The sequence below is a fragment of the [Mycoplasma] cavipharyngis genome (assembly GCF_042984175.1).
GTDB lineage: Bacteria > Bacillota_I > Bacilli_A > Mycoplasmatales > Mycoplasmoidaceae > Mycoplasma_N > Mycoplasma_N cavipharyngis.
Window position 1 is genome coordinate 90,512 of the sequence record NZ_CP155569.1, and the last position, 20,070, is coordinate 110,581.

Here is a 20,070-nt window from a genome sequence, read left to right on the forward strand (position 1 = left end):
GCAAAATTTTTGTGTTAAATAAAAGTATTATGCAACATCAATTTTTTCTTATAAATAATTTACTAATTAAATTAAAAACATACATATAGATTATTCAAAAATCTTTTATTTTTTAATTTAAAAATAAGTTTTAAAATCAATTTTGAATATAAAAAGCATACGTTTTTAAGTTCTTTAATGTTGTATCAAATAAATGTTTTTGTATGTAAACCAATATGATAATTTTTATTATATTTTTGAATTAATTTTTGATTATTTTGAATGTATTTAATAAATTCTAAAAAACCAATTTTTCCTTATAATTTTATGATTGTTTATAGTTTAAAAATTAAACATTTTTAGCAATATAAAAATAGTTTTTTTAACTTTTTCACTAAGTAAAAGTTACTTAATATATGACTATAAAATAATATTATTTTCTAGTTTAAAATCTTTAAATAAACGTTTATTTTCACTATGATATTTTTCATATCTAGACAATAGAAAGAGTTTTTTAATTAATAAATCCAGCGATCAAGTGCAGCTGTGGCTCAAGTACCATAACCTGCGTTTTTAGCAGTAGTAACAGCACTATCAATCCCATCAGGAACATCAGCCACTTGATAAGCAAAATCACGGTTAATGCCCCCTAAATAAGTGTGGCTGAAAAAGGGGTTATCTTTGCCATCACTAGTTAAACTATATAAATTCGCTCCAACTCAAATTCGGCGAAAATAAGGGTTGAAGTCAGTGGAAGAAGATCCAATTTGGTTGTTTCATGGAAAGATGGGTTTAGCCATCACATTTGTTGGGTTGTTTTTGATCATAATTTGCTTGGAGGAAGTCCCTGTAGGTTGTGGCATGGCAGTTCCAGATCCATTGGAGGAAGCAGGGTTCGCCCCTACCAGACCACCCCCACTGTTTGGACCCCCACTATTTGACCCCCCACCAAACCCATACATAATCTGTCCTGCTGGACCTTCCCGATCGTTTGCACCAACCGTCAACTTCGGTCACAAATACCAGCTATCAGATGGTTTTTGCTGTGGTCAAAAATCAAGCAACTGGTTGTTAGCAAAACTAATTTTAGGTAAAGTTTGATTGACATCTGCTAGACCAATTCGTTGGATTTTGTCGTTGGCAAGACCTGTACTATCAAGACTAAACATGTTACTCCCCGATCCTGGTCTCACATTCACCATCCCCGTACTATAATACTTATTCCAATTCGCTGGATTGGGTCCAGGTCCGTGCATTGCATTATAAAAGTTAGTATCTGCCACCTTCATTAATGATTGATGATAAAACCAGAACTGCAAGTAAGGTAGTGGTTTAATGCCTAATGGAGGAACATATTTAAGCCTATTACTACTAAAATTGATGTTAGTAAATAAGTTGGGAGATACAGAGATTTGCTCAATTTGATTATGACTAAAGTCAATATTATTAATGTCTTTTGAAATCATTAAGCGGGTGGAACCAAAGTTGAGGCCTTTGGAACGATCATTAGCTTGTTTGCCTTGGATGAGACCATCTGAGTCAGTAGTAATGCCACTTGCTGAGTCATACATGTTATTGTCTGTGTTGTTGGCATTAGAAGAACCATTTTGCTGATTAACATACACTTCTCCTTTATTATTATTAAAATAAAAGTTGTCAGATGAGATGGCAGCAAGAAAGGTGGAGTAGTTTGTGATTTGTTTGTTGGAATTGTTAGCAATGGAATTAGAAGAACCAGAGGTTCCATTACTACTAGTAGTAGTAGTAGTAGGCAAATGCCCATAAGTTTTCTTAGGAAGTTCTGTCATCAACCACTTCATGATGGCTTTGACTTCATCCCGATTCATAACATCACTCGCATCATAAGTGTAGGGTTCTTCAGAAGAAGAAGCAGAAGAAGAAGAAGAAGAAGAACCAGAACCACCTTGGTTCTGACTATCATCAGTAGAACCCAACCCCTTCCCATTAGTTCACAAACTTTTTAAGTACTGATAATAATCGTATTTGTCTTTAGTGGAAGAAGCAGGGGTAGCACCAGAAGCAGAAGTAGCAGACCCCCCATTCCCCTGGTTCATATTCATATTTGCAATCTCACTATCACTCAAATACCCCGTATTTTTCTGATTCATCCCATAACTACTAAAATTACCAATCACCCTAATTTGATTATGAGAAGCACTAATAGTTTTTAGTGCTGGAAAATTAGTAAAATTAACATTAGGAAAATAGTGTAATTGATTATCATCAACTTTAAGTGTAGCAATCCCATCATATAAAATGTGATAATTAACTTTTTGAGTAATTGGATCAGGTTTAACACTTGCAACAAGATTGTAAATGCCAAGACCCCAGCGAATATAAGGATTAAAAATTTCAGCAATACTAGTTAAGTTGTTATTTGATAAGTCTAAAGTTAAGTTGGGCTTGTTGAGTGCATTAAATCAGTCATCTCGACTGAAACTAGTTTGTTTAGATTGATTAGTTGAACTAGTTCAGCCTAGAGTGGAGGCAATTGCTTGAGCAATTGCAGGTGTTGGGAATAGTTTGGATAATTTGTTGCCACTTGTTTCAATTTTAGGTCATTGGTCATTAGCAAACAACCCAGGTGGGGGTGCTTGTTTAACTAGTTTGACTTTTTTAGTACTTTGATCATAATGAACATATCTTAAGTTGATATAGTCATAGGCGTTGGCAGATAAAGTATTATCAACTGAGTTTTTCACACTTGTTGACATAGTGATAATGCCTGTAGGTGGATTTTTTTGAGTGAATGATAAACCTTGGGATTTAGTTGATTTATCTTGCAAGGTGGAGATGTCTACACCTAAAGGAAGTGATGAAGATGAATTTCCTACTTGTCCTTGCTGATAAGCTAGAACTCGTGCTTGACTAGGAGCTAGTTGCTTTTTAGTTGTTGTGTTGTTTTTGACTTGCTGGTATATGCTAATACTACTTGTAGCACAAATAATGACTGTTAGGATGTAGCCTAAAGTTTTAGTTAGAGATGGTTTTTAAAATAAAATTTTTAAAAAAAATGATAACTAAGATAAGAAATATAGAAAATCATTTTAGTAATCTTAATTAGAAAAATCAAGCAAAAAATATAATTTTTAATTCAAATTTAATTGCTTATGTTAAAACCAAACTAGAATCGTTTATTTTTTTAAGAAGATTTGTTCCATAAAAGTATTTTTTTAGATATTTAAAAATATAATTTAATTATCTACTAATAAGATATAAGGAAAAATAATGAAAAAAATTTTAAATAATGTTAATGATGTTGTTGCAGAAATGATTCAAGGAATCACTTATGCTAACAAAGATGTTTATAAAGTAGAAGACTATAATGTCATTGCAAGAAAAAATAGCAAAGACAAAGTTGTTTTAATTTCTGGTGGTGGAAGTGGACACGAACCTGCACACGCGGGGTTTGTGGGATATGGCATGCTTGATGGAGCAGTTTTAGGTGAAGTATTCACTTCACCTGCAGTAGATCAAGTTTATGGTGCTATTAAAGCAATTAATAAAAATCAAGGCGTATTATTAGTAATTAAAAATTACACTGGAGATGTGCTAAACTTTGAAATGGCTGGTGAAATGGCAAGTTCTGAAGGCATTAATGTTAAATCAGTGATTGTTAATGATGATATAGCAGTAGAAAATAGTTTATATACAGCAGGAAGAAGAGGAGTAGCTGGTACAGTTTTTGTGCATAAAATTGCTGGTAGTGCTGCTGAAGCTGGTCAAAGTTTAGATCAAGTTTATCAACTAGCACAAAAAGTAGTATCACGAACTAAAACATTAGGAATGAGTCTTGGTGGAGCAACAATTCCTGCTAGTGGTAAAAAAAGTTTTGAACTTGTTGAAGATGAAGTTGAAATGGGTCTTGGAATTCATGGTGAACCAGGAACACATAAAGAAAAACTTGCTACTGCACATCAACATGTTGAAAAGATGCTGGAATTGTTATTAAAAGAAAGTGATCTTCAAGATGAAAAAATAGCAGTACTTGTTAATGGGCTTGGTTCAACAACATTAATGGAGTTGTATATTATTAATAAAGAAGTTAATCAACAATTACAAGCAAAAGGAATTAAGATTCATAAATCACTTGTAGGAAATTATATGACTTCATTAGAAATGCCTGGCTTTTCGATTACTTTACTTAAATTAGATCCAGAAATAGAAAAATACTTAGATTTTGAAATTAAAAGCACATTATTTTAAGAGTTATTAAAAAGAATGAATTCTCAATTAATTATTAAGATTATTAAACAAATTGGTCAAATGATTGATCAAAAGGCTGATGAATTAACTGAATTAGATCGCTTAATTGGTGATGGTGATCATGGGATTAACCTTAAAAGAGGTTTTGATGCACTAAGAGCAACAATAGATAATTATGCAGATAAACCTGCTAAGGATCTTCTAAATCATATTGCTATGACTTTAATGAGTAAAGTTGGTGGTTCAAGTGGACCACTATTTGGTACAATTTTTTTAAAATTAGCACAAAGCACTAATTTTGCTGAAGGTATTTTAGCTGCTGCTAATGGTGTGCAAATGCGTGGTAAGGCTAGTGTTGGTGATAAAACAATGGTTGATATTTTAACTCCCTTTGCTCAAACATATAATGATTTATTAAATCAAGGAATTTCTAATGTTCAAGCGCTTGAAGATGCTTTAGTTGAATCCCATAAACACTTAGAACAATCAAAAAACTTAATTGCTAAAAAGGGAAGAGCTTCATATTTAGGTGAAAGAAGTTTAGGAATTACTGATCCAGGAAGTCAAAGTGTTTATTATATGCTTGAAATTGTTGTTATGGAACTAAAAAACCATGGTTAATTTTGTTGTTGTCTCACACAGTAAAAAACTAGCTAATGAAGCAATTGAATTAGCTAAAATTATGAAGCATGCAGATTTTGAAATTATTAATGCTGCTGGTTTGCCATCAAGTGATGAATATGGAACAGATGTTAATTATATTATTGAAAAAATTAATCAAGTTAACACTAAAGACGGAGTAATTATTTTTTGTGAAATTGGTTCATCTTTAATGAGTTCACAAATGGCAATTGAAATGCTTGCAGATCCCAATGTTGTTTTAGCAGATGCTCCATTAGTTGAAGGTTTATGTATAGCCACATCTTCAAACTTTGCTAATAAAACTATTCAAGATATTAATGCACAATTAATAAAACTGAAAAACTTTTCTAAAACAAGTACATAAATAAACAAAAGTAGTAAATTAACTTGTTGTCTTTTTTTATAATACTTTTTAAGTTTTTAAAATTTTAAAATTCATAAAAATAATTTTTTCAAATTTATTTTCTAACAATTTGATTAAAAATACTAATACCACTTGTAGCATAAAAAATTACTATTAAAATGTAGTTCATTATTAAATCAATAAAAAACACTTCCTTGTTAATTTAAGGAAGTGTTTGTTAATTTATATTATTGTTTGATTATTTACAGTAGACAAATTATCCTAAAAAGAAAATAATTCTCTAATAATCGTAGTTGAATCAGGGAATTTCACTTTATTAAAATCAGTTTTAGGAGCAATGAACTTACTTACACTAGTTTGACGATCTTCTAATTCAGTACTATATTTATTATCTTTTAAGATTCCAATTTGATCAGGATTTAGGGGATAATTGGTTGAAACTAAATAAGGGCTTAGTGAAACAACTGTACTAATTAATTCTTTTAAAGTTTTTTTAACACTCTTAGAAAAATTTAATGCGTGCCCTTGAGAAAAATCACCTTGTAAAATTTCATCAAATACACTAAATAATGGTAGTTGAATAATTGATACGTATGGTTTTAAATAAGTATTTAGTGGATTTTCATAACTTGCAATTGCAGCAGTTTCAAATCTACTTAGTAAATCAGGTTTTGTTGCATTGTTTGCTGGATCAACAACATCACCGTCTTTAATAATTGTTTTAATGATTTTTTCATACTGATTATTTCGAGTAGTACCATTAATAGATGCTGTTGTATTTGAATAGAAATTTTGATAATTATCAGCCAAAGATTTTTGATCACTTAATTTTCAAATTAGTTGCAAATTAGTTTGGTTTTGATTGGATTTATTTGAAATATCTTCTAATAAAATACCCGGTTTAGCACTAGCTACTAATTGGTTTAAATTTAATTGATCATTTGAAGTATAACTTGAAGAAATTGTTTTGTTTGGATTTGCTAAAGTTGTCGTTGTTTCATCTATTTGTTGATCATTAGTTTGGTCTGTTTGACTATCATCTATTATTTCATCTTCAATTGGACTTGATAAATCAATTTCTTCCTCACCTCCTAATAAATCAATTTCTTCACTATTTGTTGTCTCATCATCAAATTGATCTAAATCTGTTAAATCGACAGTCGATCTTTTTGCTCTAATTTTAACAGTTTGATTTTGACTTTGATCTAAATTAGGCACAAGTGAATCAACTTTAGATTTTAAATTAGTTTCAGTATAAAGTGGTTGATCATTAATTGTCTCAGGCAGATCATAAAAAGCATTGGAAACTAAAGCGGTAATTTGTGAATTAGAAAATTCGAATTTCCTTTCTAATAATAAACGTAAAAATTTTTCAACAGGACGTTCCACTCGTTTTTTTAGATCATTATCATTTAAACCTTCTTTAGTGATTCAATTTTTAGATTTAGTATTTGTTGATTGTGAATTAGGCACATAAAAATAAGTTAATATTTCAAACAATGCTTTTATATCAAATTTTTTAACTCTATCAGCCACTTTTGTAATACCAGTTGCAGCAAAAACATTTGCATTGCTAATAGTAGTTTGCACAGCGTTTAACTTGCTAAAAAATGGAATTAAAAATTGATATAACCCTGATAAATCAGTTGAAGAATGGACTTGATCAACTTGTCATCCTAAAGTGTAATTATTAGCAATTTTATGATCAAATGTTTTTGCCATATAAAGTGATAAATTACCATTTTCCACTTCATAAGTTGTACTAATTTTTGTTCCTTTAGGAATGTTTAAGTTACTTAAATCCAAATCACTAGCAACACTTGTGATAATTGAATTTAAAGGGTTTTTATTATCACTTACATCAAGACCAAATGCGCCTAAAATTACTTTTAAATTTAATACTTTGCTAACATTATATTTTCGTTCTGGTTTTTGTTCATTATTTTCCGTTATTGTTGCATCAGTTGCATCATTATTTGTAGTAGTAACTGAATCATTAGTTATAGTATTTAATTTAATAGTTAAATCTTGATCTAATTCAACTGTTTTAATGTATTTTAAAGAAACTCTAGGTTGATTAGGAATTTCATTATTAATCACTGGATCTTTAATTCAGTCTAAACGAATTTTTAGATGATCATAAATAAAACTTGCTAAATCATAATCAACAAAAGTTTCAATAAAAGCATAAATATCATCTAAACTAGGTTTATCACTTTGATCAAAAATACTTGCAATTAAATTAATTGCTGTTAATGGAATGCCAAAACCTGATAATATTTTTTTTCTTCCTGCTAAAGTTGTTTCATTATAAATTAGATCAATTAATGAATAAGTTTTACCATCATTTTGAGAAACATTTTTAATTGAGAAATATTTTAGAATGTTGTAAATATCTTTAACTAAATTAACATAATAAATTTTTGTTAAATTAATTTCACTATGATTTAAATCGGCTTTAATTTCTTGAGAAGTTAAATTGCTAATATTTTTAGTTGTTTCTTGATTTAATTTAGCAAAATCAAAGCCAGTAGTTAGTCTTGTATAGTAAGTGTTTAAAGCAAAACTACGAGCAAAAATAAAATCTAAATGATGTAATGTTTGTTCAACAAAACTCAAGTTTGATTGAACTGAACTTGATTGTAAAATTTGGTTGTTATTATCACCAACTACAACTTTTAAATTATTTAATTTAGCACTAATATTATTTTCACTACTATCAACAGTTCAGGCTGAAAAAAATTGATCAATTTTACCATCTGAAGCATTATTTTTTTTCAAGTTGGGATTAATGTGTGCTTGATTAAACTGAATCACTATTTGAGTTAGTGCAAAGGCAGGAATCATTACACTATTAAATAAATTTAATAATTGATTATTTTGGTTGTACAAACTAAAAACTAATTTAAAGTTTTTAATTAATAAATTATCATTAGATTTTACAAGCTGAAAATCAAGTTTTAAATTAGTAAAATCAATTTTAATTTTACTATTAGTTAAAACTAAATATTTTAAGTTATCTAAAATATCATTTCTAATTTGCTCTTTAGATAAATTAGTAATAATATTTTTATATTTTGGTGCTTTTAAAATATATTCAGGATTTAAATCAGAATCAAACCCTTGAAATCTAGGATCAATATCAGATGATCTTTGAAATTTAGTTGTTTGATAAAAATTGTTAGAAAAATTTAACTTAGTTTCATCACTACCACTTAAAACATCATCTAATGTACCATTATTACTATTATTATTATTATTATTATTTGAATTATTATTATCATTATTTAATGGTGGTAGGTTTGGTAATAATGATTGATTATTAGTTCGATTAGATGTTAAATTCGTTTTAGAACGAACTAAACTATTGTAATTAGGTGCACATGCAGATAATACACTAGTAGAAATTAATCCTAGTGTTGCTGATAAAAAAATTTGTTTTTTTAAACTTTTTTTAAATTTCATATTAATTAAGAAATCTTTTTCAATTAATTAGTTAAAAAAATTCAAAAAATTAAATGAAAAATGTTATTAATTCCATTTTAGCACTAAGATTAAAAAACTTGAGTAACTTACTGTTTGATTAATAAAGGATAATTTAGGAAAATTAAATTTAGTTTTAAATTTATTATCTTATTATTATTTTTTTAAAATTCTTTTTTGATTAAAACAATAAGATTAAATTAAATCAATTTTTTGTGATTGAAACTAAGTTAATAATAAGTTTTATATATCAAGTTTTTTGATTATATAAACAATTATTAACTAATATTTTTATCTAATCTTCTTTTAGATTTAATTTAACTCAAACAGTTACTAATCTAATTTTTTTAATTTTTAAAAGGATATTAATGAAACAATAAAAAAACACAATTGTTTGATTAATTGTGTTTTTTTACAAGATGAAGTTGTTTGTTTAAAATTAATTTATTAATCAGCAAAGATTTTCATTGCCACAGGTAAAAAGATTTTTTTCAATTTGAAATATGATTGGAAGAATGCTGAAGCAAAGATCGTTAATAATACACCAATACTAGATAAGAAGTATCAAGCTAATAACTTAATTGGTAATAATAAAGCAACAGAATTTAAGATAATACCAATATATGTTTGTAAGAATAATACTGCTAATGGCATACTTACAACTAAAGAAATAGTTAGTACTGGTAATAGATAAGTTAGGATAGTAACGGTATTTTCTCAATTATTAAATCCTAACATAATCATAATAACTGATAATTGTTTTAAATCATCAATCATTAATGAAGTAACCATTAACACCATAATAATTAATAATGGAATGAAAATAATTAAGATGATTGAGACAAATGATTGAACTGTATTTGATAAACGATCAAATAATAAATTAGTTGTATTTGAATCATTTAAATTAGTAATTCATGGATTAATTGCAAGATCACCATAAACATTTCTTAAGAAAGTAATAATATCACTAACTTGTACTAAGTTACTTGGAATATTAAAACGAGCTCTTAAATTATCAATATTGGATGGAATATTAATTCTACCAATTTGGGTTTGTGGTTGTAATAACAATTCTTTAGTTGCAGCTGAACTTGGATCAAACTGAATTGGATTATAAATTCCTGAATTAGCAAAGACTGAAAAGGCTGAAGTAAACTGAATTGGTTGAACTCTTCGACCATCTTGTTTAGTAAACAATCCATTATAACCATATTCAGAATTTAATCCTAAAATTGTATTAGCATTTTTTTGGGAAATAAAGTAAGCAGTTTGATAATATGCTTCATTAAAGCCAACAACTTTAAAGATGACATTTTGACTTGAATTAGTTCGATTGATTCGATCAGCAAAACGTTTAGTAATATTATTAGCTTTAAAAGTTAATAATTGATTTAAATGCAAATTATATTTTTTAGCAGTAAATAAATTAACAATAATTGGATATACTGGCTGATTATCATCTGTTGTTTCAATATCTTGATATAGTAGTTGATTAATCGTTTTACCATTTTCATCAGTTAAATGAATATAACTTCCCCTTGCATCTTGTTTTAGTCCAATAATGTGACTATTATCTTGTTGATTAGAGAAATTACCATTTATGTAAGTGAAAGTTTGATCACCATTTAAAACTTGATCATACTTAATTTCTGAATTGAAACTAGAAGCAGTTAAACCAACATTTTGTTGAGCATCAGTTTCAGGAATCCCTGTAGTAGTTCATTGTTTTGTTGGATTACTATAATCAGCTAAAACAACTTGATCACCTAAACTAATTTTGGTTGGGCCAACATCAGGATGAGCAAAAGCAGGATCATTTAAAATTGATAAAATTAAATATAAGAAATCAGGTCGGAATAAAGCAAAATAAGAATAACGGTTTTCTGGTTTATGATCATTATTATTTTGGAATGGATTTAAGTATAAATACACTGTTTTTCTACCATCTAAATAATATAGTCCTGGTGTAAGTTTATTTTCTGAATCATTACTATTACTATTAATTTTTGTAATATCTTCAGGTTTAATTAAATAACTTGGTCGACCATTAAATGAATCACCATCATTAAAGTCTTTAACATCATATTGTAATTGGTGCATTGTAAAGAAACGGTTAATGAAGAAAGCACCATAACGACTAGAAATAATGTTACGAATTAAACGAATGTTATTATTATCAATTTGATTTAAAATTGCTGGTGATACTTGTTGTAAAATCGGATTAATAATATCTCATAAGTTAACTCTTAGTTTTAAACCAAAATCATTAAATTCAATTGTATTATCAAGTAAGATTTTAACTAAAACCCGATTTAATAAAAAGTTTAAATTTTTTTGTGCATCAATTCGATCATCAATTGAGAAAATTCAGTAATTAGCATTATCACGATATAAACGGTTTAAGTGCGGTAATTTAATTTTTTTCTGATTTGTTGGTGGTTGAGGATTTGGTTGTGGTTGAGGACTTGCTGGTTGAGCACTAGGTTGTGACTGAGCATTATTTGAATCAGGAACACTATTTCCACCAGCACTACCACCACTACCACCAGCATTAGCACCATTATTTCCACTACCACCAGCACTATTATTTGTACTAGGATCAACAACTCCATTACCACCAGCAACGCCATTAGTACCAGCAGTTGCATTAGGATCAGCAGATGTATTGTTATCAGTAGTTACATTAGGATCAACAACTGCATTAGGATCAGTGTAAGTAAATTCATGAAAATCTTCATTTTCTGTCATTCAACGACTACTATATTCTTTTTCTGAAGAAGTAGTGTAAGAAACATATTCTTTATTAGTTCCATTATTATTTTTTAATAATGGGGCTTTATTTTTATACAAATCTGCTAATGGTTGAAATAACGGTGTTCCATCTGGTGCTAAAACAACTTTGTTACCATCTTTTTGATCTGTATTTTCTGCTTTAACTGGAACATAATCAGCATAATAAAATTCTGATGAATCTTTAGAAATATCTGGTGCAAAAGCATTTTGGTGCTCTTCAATACTTCTAGCATTAACAATATTAGTATTTTGATTATTAGAACTAACTTTTAATTGACGTGCTTGAGGAGATGAATAATAAAAGATATGTTGTTTAGCATTATTACTATCTAATTTTGGTAAACTATTTGATTTGAAACGTTTATTAGTTGCATCTCATTCAGAACGTAATAAGAAATTAGATAAAATACTATTTTGAACTCAACTATTAGTTTTAGCAGGATCAAAATGCAATTCTTTATTTAAATTAGTTAAAGCTAAAGCAGGATTAGTACTAATTTCAGTTTTATAATTTTGAGCAAATTTATTAACACTATTTTGGAAGTAGTTATTAATGTTAGAAGAAACTAATAAAGGATTATTAGGATTAACATCAAAATCTAATTTATTTAGTTTTTCATTATTTTGATCAAAATATAAAGCAGGAACTTTTTGACTAATATTATTTAAATAAGTTTGTCCTAACTGATTATATGATAATAATGGTGTTTGACGATATTCTGAAGTTGGTGTTGTATATTGCACTGCATAATCAAATTTTTTCGTACTAATTTCATGTGAGGCAACTTTAGTAAACTGACCAATATTAGAAAAGGTGAAAATTAAAATCATCATCATCAATGAACTCATACCAGATAATAATAAAATTCTTGGCATTGAGTTATTAACAACAATTAAACGAAACTTCCACAATGGTGTTAGTGAATTGAACAAACTATTAACTTTTAAACTGAAACGATTTTGTTTGAAAATCGGATTTTCACGAATTAAGTTTAATGATGAGGCTTTTAGAGTTAAAACTGAAGCAATAATCGCTACACCTGCTAATATTGCTAATGGAACAGCAATATGACCAATTAGTGTTAGAAAACTAAAGTCTGCTGGTGTTGAATCTAAAAATCAGTAGTTAGCAACAATTTTAAAGACATCTGATTGAGTTAATAAACCAATGAAATAACCCAAAATTGGACCAAGTACTGCAGGGATGGTAACAAATAAAATTGAAGATAAAATAATTGTTAATTTTGATGCACCATTAGCACCTAGATTACCAAATACTTTAGAATAATTATTAAAGTATCGACGAATTAATACGACAACACCAAATAGTGTTAGAACAACAACAATAATAATTAGTAAGTAACTAGTTAAATTTAAAATTTGAACGATTCGATCAACAAAGACTAGTCGATAAGCACTGGCTGAAAAAGTCATGCTAGTATCATCAGCATTATAAAAAATTCGCTGATCATTACCATAATTATTAATTTGGGCTGCTAATTCAGTTAAAAACTGTTTAGTTAATCCCATTGCTTTAATTTGTGATGGTACTGATATAGCAACATAATTTTCAGGAGTTCCTGCAGGATTACGTGCTAGAAAACGACTATAACCATTACTATTAGTATAAATTAATGCTTCATTGCTAGGATTAGGAATTAAGTTAAATAATGAAATTGATGGAAAAACAAAATCAGCTGTAATACCAATACCAACAATAATTGATTTTAATCCACCAGCATTAAGCACATACTGTTCATTTTTAGGATCATTAACAAAATTATTAACTTTTTCTTCTCATTGCTCTTCATTAATTGTTTGAGCATTAGCTAAAGATTTAAAAGTGTTATAAATTTCATTGCTAACAGGTGTTTTATTAAAACGACGGGCAAATTCTGGTGAAACAACAACAAAATGAGCAGTAGTATCAGTAATTGATGCAGGAGCAGGAATTTGAGTAATTTTTTGTAATGGTGAATCAATTGCAATTAATGGTCTGAAAAAATCAACTGAAGTAAAATTAAAGTTTAACTGATAACCATTATAGTTTCAAAAACCATTTTCAATTTGGTTTAAATAATCAGTAATTTCTTCTTTTTGTTGTGGGGTTAGAGCAACATTATTTTTGTCTTTTAAATATGCTAAATATGCTTGAAAAGTATCACGAATTTTAGTAGAAGTATATTTAGCACGAATTAGTAATTCAATAAAAGGAATTTCTTGACTTACAGGAATGTTGCGACTAAAGTTTCTTCAATTTAATCAGTTTTGTAAAATTTGATAATTATTATAACTAGGTCGATAAATTAAAGGATTACCTGATTGAATAATTAAACGATCAACATAATCAACATCTGGCTGATCATTACTTTGAATGATTTTATAACTAATAACAGGTGCTGCATTAGCGTTTGTTGCTTCAGTTTGATTAGAACTATTATTAGTTTGATCACTATCATCATTTGATTGATTAACAACAATTGATCGAATGTTATTGTTGTTAACTTGATATACTTTGGTTTCTTTAGTAATCGGATCAGTAAATTGAAAACGATCTAAAACATAATTAACATTTCATAAATTATGTTTAATAATAAAATCTTTAATTGCAGTAACTTGATCAGATGAACGGGTGTTGTTATTTGAAATAATGGCGTCTTTAATTGCTGCAGTTGCTGTATCAAACAATAATTTTTTATCACCATCATTTAAAGTAGTACCACCCTTAAAAGCGTTAATAACAATTTTACGAATGTTTGGATCAGTAGAAGTAAAAATGAATTTTTGAGTTTCTGTTAGTTGTTGAAACATATCTTTATCTTCATTTCCAACAATACTTTTTACTTCATCATAATTATTAGCACTTAATTCAGCATTAACTTGATCAAAGTTTTTAATGGTATTATTATCATTAGCACTAGCACTCTTTTTTTGTCATTGATAAAAAATGATTTTATAAATATTTTGAGCAATTTTGTCAGGAATTGTTGTGTTATTAATATCAATTGGTGCCACTGGTGCTTGTTGACCACTTCCAGCAGCTGCATTATTAGCAGTACTACTTGTAATATCAATTTTTTTGCTATTAACTAAGTTTTTAATAATGTTAACAAGATTGCTAGTAGGAATTTCATCGATTCTTAATTCATTATCAATTGGTTCTAATAAACTAGTTGCAATTCTTTGATCAAAATCAGTTAAATTGTAATTAGGATTATTAGTATTAACTATTTCTTGGTGTTTAATTACAACTGATTTTTTATTAGGTGTAGCTACTGGATTAGGATTAACTACTGGATTATTTTGTTTAGGTTGAAAAAAATCAAAAAATTCTCTAAAGGCTTTAGTTCAACTAGAATTGTTATTAGATTGAGAAGGATTTAAAATGTTAGTTGCAATATTAACTTTTTTTGAAACTGGAATAAAACCTTCAAATTTAGTTGTATCTTTAGCACCAACTGCAGGTGCTTTTGCTAAAAATGCTGAACCTGAACCTAGTTCATAAATTCCAACTTCATCACTTTTGTTGCTAACAGCATTGTCAAAAATATTTCTAACGTAGTTAAAACCAACAATTTCTGAACTAGATGATGCATTTTGTTTTAAAATTCTTGGTTCACTAACAGGACCATTAATCCCACATTGTTGGGTTACAGGAATTTCTTGAGTTTCAACTAATTTACCATCTTCTTTAAATAAAATTCCTTTGGGATTTAAAAAGTTATAAATTAATTGTGGTTCAGAAAAAGATGAACCTTGACGATAACATGCTGGTGGGGTTGCTTTATCATTTCTAATTGGCGCAACACCACTATTTAAGACTCAGTTATTATCAACTTTACTATATCCTCTACCAACTGTTGAATTAATGTTACTAACAATTTTTGAACGATATTGTGGTTGGTTTTGAGCAATAAAACTAGCAAAACCATAACCATAACTAGGATTAATAACAGCATCATGAACATTAGATTGATCATTTACTTGATTAACGTTTTTTTTCAAATTGTTAATCAAGTTCGTTGTTGTTGAATAAACTGTGCTAATAACACCAATTAAAAAGACCAATAAAATAATTGATAATCAATTGGTCTTAAGACTTCTAAAAATATTTTTAAGAAAAACTAACAAAGTAAAAAAATCCTTTTAGACTTTTTTAATATCAATAAAACAAGATATTTTTTAAAAATATGTTGTTATTATCATGAAATTGTATTAATTTTTAAATTAGATACATCATATTATATAAAAGGTAAGTTGTAACTTATGAATCAACCTTTTATTTGATAATTTAATAACCAAAAAGATTATGATCAATACTAATCATAATTTTTTGTATTTGCATATAGTATTAATATTAAAAATTGATTTTATTATAAATAAGATTTAATAAAAGCAATAATAATTATTAATTTTGATCTTAATAAAAAATTAGTATAAATTAGATTAAGCATTTACTTAGTTTTTAAAACTCAAAGTCTTCATCTTGTAATTCTTCAATTTTAGTTGATTTAATATAACCATTACCTTTAGTTGAAAAGAAATCATGGTTTTTAGTTTGGGTGTTAATTCCATTTAAAACAATTGGATTAACATCTTCAGCAATTGATTTGTATTGGGGATCATATCCAAGATTTTGCATTGCTTTATTAGCATTGTATTCGACAAAAATTAAAACTTGATCGACTAAATTGACTTCATGATACAAACTTTTAGTGTATTCAACTTCAATTTTCATTAGTTCATCAAGTAATTTAATCACGTTTAAATAAATCTCACCTTTAGTTTGATGATTAAAAGTTTCTAATAGTTTAGTTGAAAGAATGCCAATATATAAACCATGAATTGCTTCATCACGAATAATTAAGTTAATAATTTCAGCACTTTTAATCATTAAACCCCTACCAGCAAGAAATAAAGGATAGAAAAAACCAGAATAGAAAAGGAATGATTCTAAAAAAACTGAAGCTACCATGGCCATATACAAGTCTTGTGGACTTTTAATATTTTCATAGTAATTTAAAATCATTCTTAGTTTTTTTTGTAATTTAGGTTCTGTTTCAGATCATTGAAATAATTCATCAATTCGTTCAGTTGTTGATAAAGTAGAGAAAATTGAAGAATAACTTTTAGCATGCATTTGCTCCATCATTCCCATAAATTGAAATGTTGCTTTAGCATGCAAATTATCAAAATTAAGTGCTAAATTGCTCATACCAACTGCACCTTGATATGTATCAAGTAAAGTTAATCCTGATAAAACCTTTTCATATAAATCTTTCTCAATCTGATTTAATTTAGTCTCTCACTGTAATTTATCATTAGATAATGGAATTTCTTCATCAACTCAAAATTGTCTTACATTTTGATCTCAAAAAATTTTAGAATAATCATCTTCCATTCTGTTTCAGTTAACTGCTCTTAAAAATTTTTTCATATGCTTCAAAATCTCAATCTCTTCTTACTAATCTATTTCAAATTTTACAATTTTATTTTTATCAATTAAATTTTTCTTCTTAGAATCAATCTTTCATTTTCATCTTAAAAAAAGTGATTAATCACTAAAATGATCAATTTTATCTAATTAAAATGCTTTTTAGTTGGGTAAAATTTAACTTAAAACTTAAAACTTTTTTAAAAAATTTTTATAAAATTAATGATTAAACAAAGATAGTCAACTATTATTAATTTTTTAAAAAAATGCTTTAAAACGTTTATTTTAGTTAGAATTATTAAACATTTGAACAATTATTGATAATAAATTTTTAAAAAATTGAATAAATTTGTTATCAAATTTTGATCAAATTAATCTTTTTTAAAATATTTAAATTAAATTTTGGTTTATTAAATAAGTTACTTTTTATGTTACTAATCTATGCTAGTCGCACTAATAACATTCAACGGTTTATTAACCGATTGCAAAAAATTGAAAAAATAATTCATTTGCAATCAGATAATTTAATTGTTAATGAACCTTTTTGTTTAATTACTTATACTGATAAAATTGGTGCTGTACCTGAAATTGTTGAAAAGTTTTTAGTTAAAAACCATCAGTGACTTAAAGCAGTAGTATCAAGTGGAAACCGTAATTTTGGCAATTTTTTTGCTCGATCAGGTGATTTAATTGCTCAAAAATATCAAGTGCCCCTATTAATGAAGTTTGAACTTTCTGGAACTGAAGCAGATGTTGAAAAATTTGAAACTCTTTTTAAATCCTTAAGCAATCAAGTAAGTAAAATTAAGCAAGCAACAAATCAAAAAATGCGATCAATTGAATTTTTATTTCATTCCTAATTATTATTAAAAATTAAATTTTAAAAAGATTATTGATTAGTTAGATTAAGCAAAATGAATATTAAACAAGCCCCAAAATACATTGAATATAACAACTTATTAAATCAAAGAAAAAAAGATGGTTTTTTTGATTTAGAAAAAGATCAATTAGCCATTAAGGAATATCAAAGATCAATTGAAGATTTAACAATTATTCATGGTGATACCATTGAAAACATCCAATGACTAATTGAAAATAATTATTATTCTGATTTTTTAGCTAAATATAACCATCAAGATGTGATTCATTTAGCTGAAAAACTTAAATCATATCGTTTTTCATTTACTTCTTATATGGCCATTAGTAAGTTTTATGAAAGTTATGCATTAAAAACTAATGATCGAAAAAATTTTTTAGAAAACTATGAAAATCGTATTTTAGCTGTTGCTTTAGATTTAGCTAATGGTGATTTTCAATTTGCTGAAAAACTTGCGATTGCTATGATCGAACAACGTTATCAACCAGCAACCCCAACTTTTTTAAATGCTGGTAAAAAACGTAAAGGGGGTTTAGTTTCTTGTTTTCTACTTGAAGTTGATGATTCACTAAATTCAATTAACTTCATTATTTCTAATGCAATGCAATTGTCTAAAATTGGTGGTGGTGTTGCTATTAACTTATCAAAACTGCGTGCTCGTGGTGCAGAAATTTTAAAAATTAAAAATTCAGCCTCAGGAGTGATGCCAGTTTTAAAAATTTTAGAAAACGTCTTTTCTTATGCCAATCAACTAGGTCAAAGACCAGGAGCAGGAGCGGCTTATCTAAACATTTTTCATTATGATTTAAAAGAATTTTTAGATTGTAAAAAAATTAATGCTGATGAAAAATCACGGATTCAAACTTTATCAATTGGTTTAATTATTCCTAATAAGTTTTTTGAATTAGCAGCAGCAAACCAACCATTTTATATTTTTGAACCATATACGATTTATAAAAAATATCACAAACACTTAGATGATTTAGATATGGATCGATGGTATGATCGTTTAATTAATGATCCTGATGTGATTAAACGCAAAGAAAATCCCCGCAGTATTTTAACACAAATTTCTAAAACACAATTTGAATCAGGTTATCCTTATATTATTTATCGTGACAATGCTAATAAGTCTAATCCTCTAAAAGGTTTAGGACAAATTAAAATGAGTAATTTGTGTACAGAAATTTTTCAAATTCAAACAACATCAAAAATTAATGATTATGGATTAGAAGATCAGATTGGTTATGATGTTTGTTGTAATTTAGGTTCACTTAACATTAATAATTTAATGGAAAAAAAAGATATTGAAAATTCAGTTGATGTTGCTATTAGAGCATTAACTCAAGTTTCTGATTTATCTAATATTACTAATGCTCCAGGTGTTAGAAAAGCTAATCAAGAATTACATGCAGTTGGATTGGGAGCAATGAATTTAGCAGGATGATTAGCCAAAAACAAAATTGGTTATGATGATCCATTAGCAATTGAATTTGCTTCAGTTTTATTTGCTGCAATTAATTATTATTCAATTAAAACTAGTTGTCAAATTGCTCAAGAAAAAAAGGTGAAATTTGTTGGTTTTGAAAAATCAGATTATGCTGATGGCTCTTATTTTGATGATTATTTAAGAACAAATTATTTACCTAAAAGTTTAAGAATTATTGAAATGTTTGAAGGAATTAAACTACCAACAATTGCAGATTGAGTTCAATTAAAAAAACTAGTGCAAGAACATGGGTTATATAATGCTTATCGTTTAGCAATTGCACCAACCCAATCAATTAGTTACATTCAATCATCAACCGCTTCAATCCAACCAATTATTGATACAATTGAAACACGAATGTATGGTGATTCACTAACTTATTATCCAATGCCATTTTTAAATCAAGAAAATGTTTTATATTACAAATCAGCTTATCATATTAATCAATATAAAATGATTGATCTAGTTGCAGCAATTCAAAAACATGTTGATCAAGGAATTTCAACAGTTTTATATGTAACTAATCAAACATCAACAAGAGAATTAGCCCGATTATACATTTATGCTTGAAAAAAAGGTTTAAAATCACTCTATTATACACGAACCAAAAACTTAGAAGTTGATGAATGCTTAGCATGTGCAGTTTAGTATTATTATAAAAATGAAATGGTATAATTAAAGTTATTATTTGAACTTTGTCCAATAAATTAATTAATTTTGTTTACTTAGCAAATTTTAATTGCCAATTAATAATTGATTACAATTAAAATTTATTTTTA

General features: G+C 27.4%; 9 protein-coding genes. 5 read left to right on the forward strand and 4 right to left on the reverse strand.

Features of this window, described 5'->3' with window-relative positions:
• Window positions 1-497 precede the first annotated feature (497 nt).
• Entirely contained in the window at window positions 498-2,786 is a 2,289-nt protein-coding gene (locus MCAV_RS00380) for a hypothetical protein (RefSeq protein WP_391591921.1), read from the reverse strand.
• 442 nt (window positions 2,787-3,228) lie between these two features.
• Here MCAV_RS00380 and dhaK point away from each other — a divergent pair, with 442 nt between their 5' ends.
• From dhaK to dhaM, 3 genes are read left to right on the forward strand one after another with little or no spacing between them, the layout of a single operon-like run.
• The gene (gene dhaK / locus MCAV_RS00385; RefSeq protein WP_391591922.1) at window positions 3,229-4,206 is read left to right on the forward strand and encodes a dihydroxyacetone kinase subunit DhaK; all 978 of its coding nucleotides are present in this window, start codon (window positions 3,229-3,231) and stop codon (window positions 4,204-4,206) included.
• Window positions 4,207-4,221: 15 nt separating this feature from the next.
• Window positions 4,222-4,827, forward strand: coding sequence for a dihydroxyacetone kinase subunit DhaL (dhaL, locus tag MCAV_RS00390; protein WP_391591923.1), 606 nt, complete (start codon window positions 4,222-4,224; stop codon window positions 4,825-4,827).
• Window positions 4,820-5,212, forward strand: coding sequence for a dihydroxyacetone kinase phosphoryl donor subunit DhaM (dhaM, locus tag MCAV_RS00395; protein ID WP_391591924.1), 393 nt, complete (start codon window positions 4,820-4,822; stop codon window positions 5,210-5,212). Before dhaL ends, dhaM begins: the two co-directional genes overlap by 8 nt.
• A 261-nt stretch (window positions 5,213-5,473) precedes the next feature.
• Here the strand turns inward: dhaM and MCAV_RS00400 are convergent, their stop codons facing one another.
• The 3 genes from MCAV_RS00400 to nrdF all read right to left on the reverse strand — a co-directional run bounded on the left by MCAV_RS00400 (window position 5,474) and on the right by nrdF (window position 16,928).
• On the reverse strand, window positions 5,474-8,677 hold the full coding sequence (locus MCAV_RS00400; RefSeq protein WP_391591925.1) for a hypothetical protein: 3,204 nt from the start codon (window positions 8,675-8,677) through the stop codon (window positions 5,474-5,476).
• A 465-nt stretch (window positions 8,678-9,142) separates the two neighbouring features.
• Window positions 9,143-15,496, reverse strand: coding sequence for an ABC transporter permease (locus tag MCAV_RS00405; RefSeq protein ID WP_391591926.1), 6,354 nt, complete (start codon window positions 15,494-15,496; stop codon window positions 9,143-9,145).
• A gap of 460 nt (window positions 15,497-15,956) precedes the next feature.
• Entirely contained in the window at window positions 15,957-16,928 is a 972-nt protein-coding gene (nrdF, locus tag MCAV_RS00410; RefSeq protein WP_391591927.1) for a class 1b ribonucleoside-diphosphate reductase subunit beta, read from the reverse strand.
• Between the two features lie 425 nt (window positions 16,929-17,353).
• On the opposite strand from nrdF, the gene nrdI reads away from it, so the two are divergent.
• Window positions 17,354-17,785 carry a class Ib ribonucleoside-diphosphate reductase assembly flavoprotein NrdI gene (gene nrdI / locus MCAV_RS00415; protein ID WP_391591928.1) on the forward strand — a complete coding sequence of 144 codons (432 nt, stop codon included), beginning with the start codon at window positions 17,354-17,356 and terminating at the stop codon, window positions 17,783-17,785.
• 54 nt (window positions 17,786-17,839) lie between these two features.
• Window positions 17,840-19,939, forward strand: coding sequence for a class 1b ribonucleoside-diphosphate reductase subunit alpha (gene nrdE, locus MCAV_RS00420; RefSeq protein ID WP_391591929.1), 2,100 nt, complete (start codon window positions 17,840-17,842; stop codon window positions 19,937-19,939).
• The last annotated feature ends 131 nt before the right edge of the window (window positions 19,940-20,070 follow it).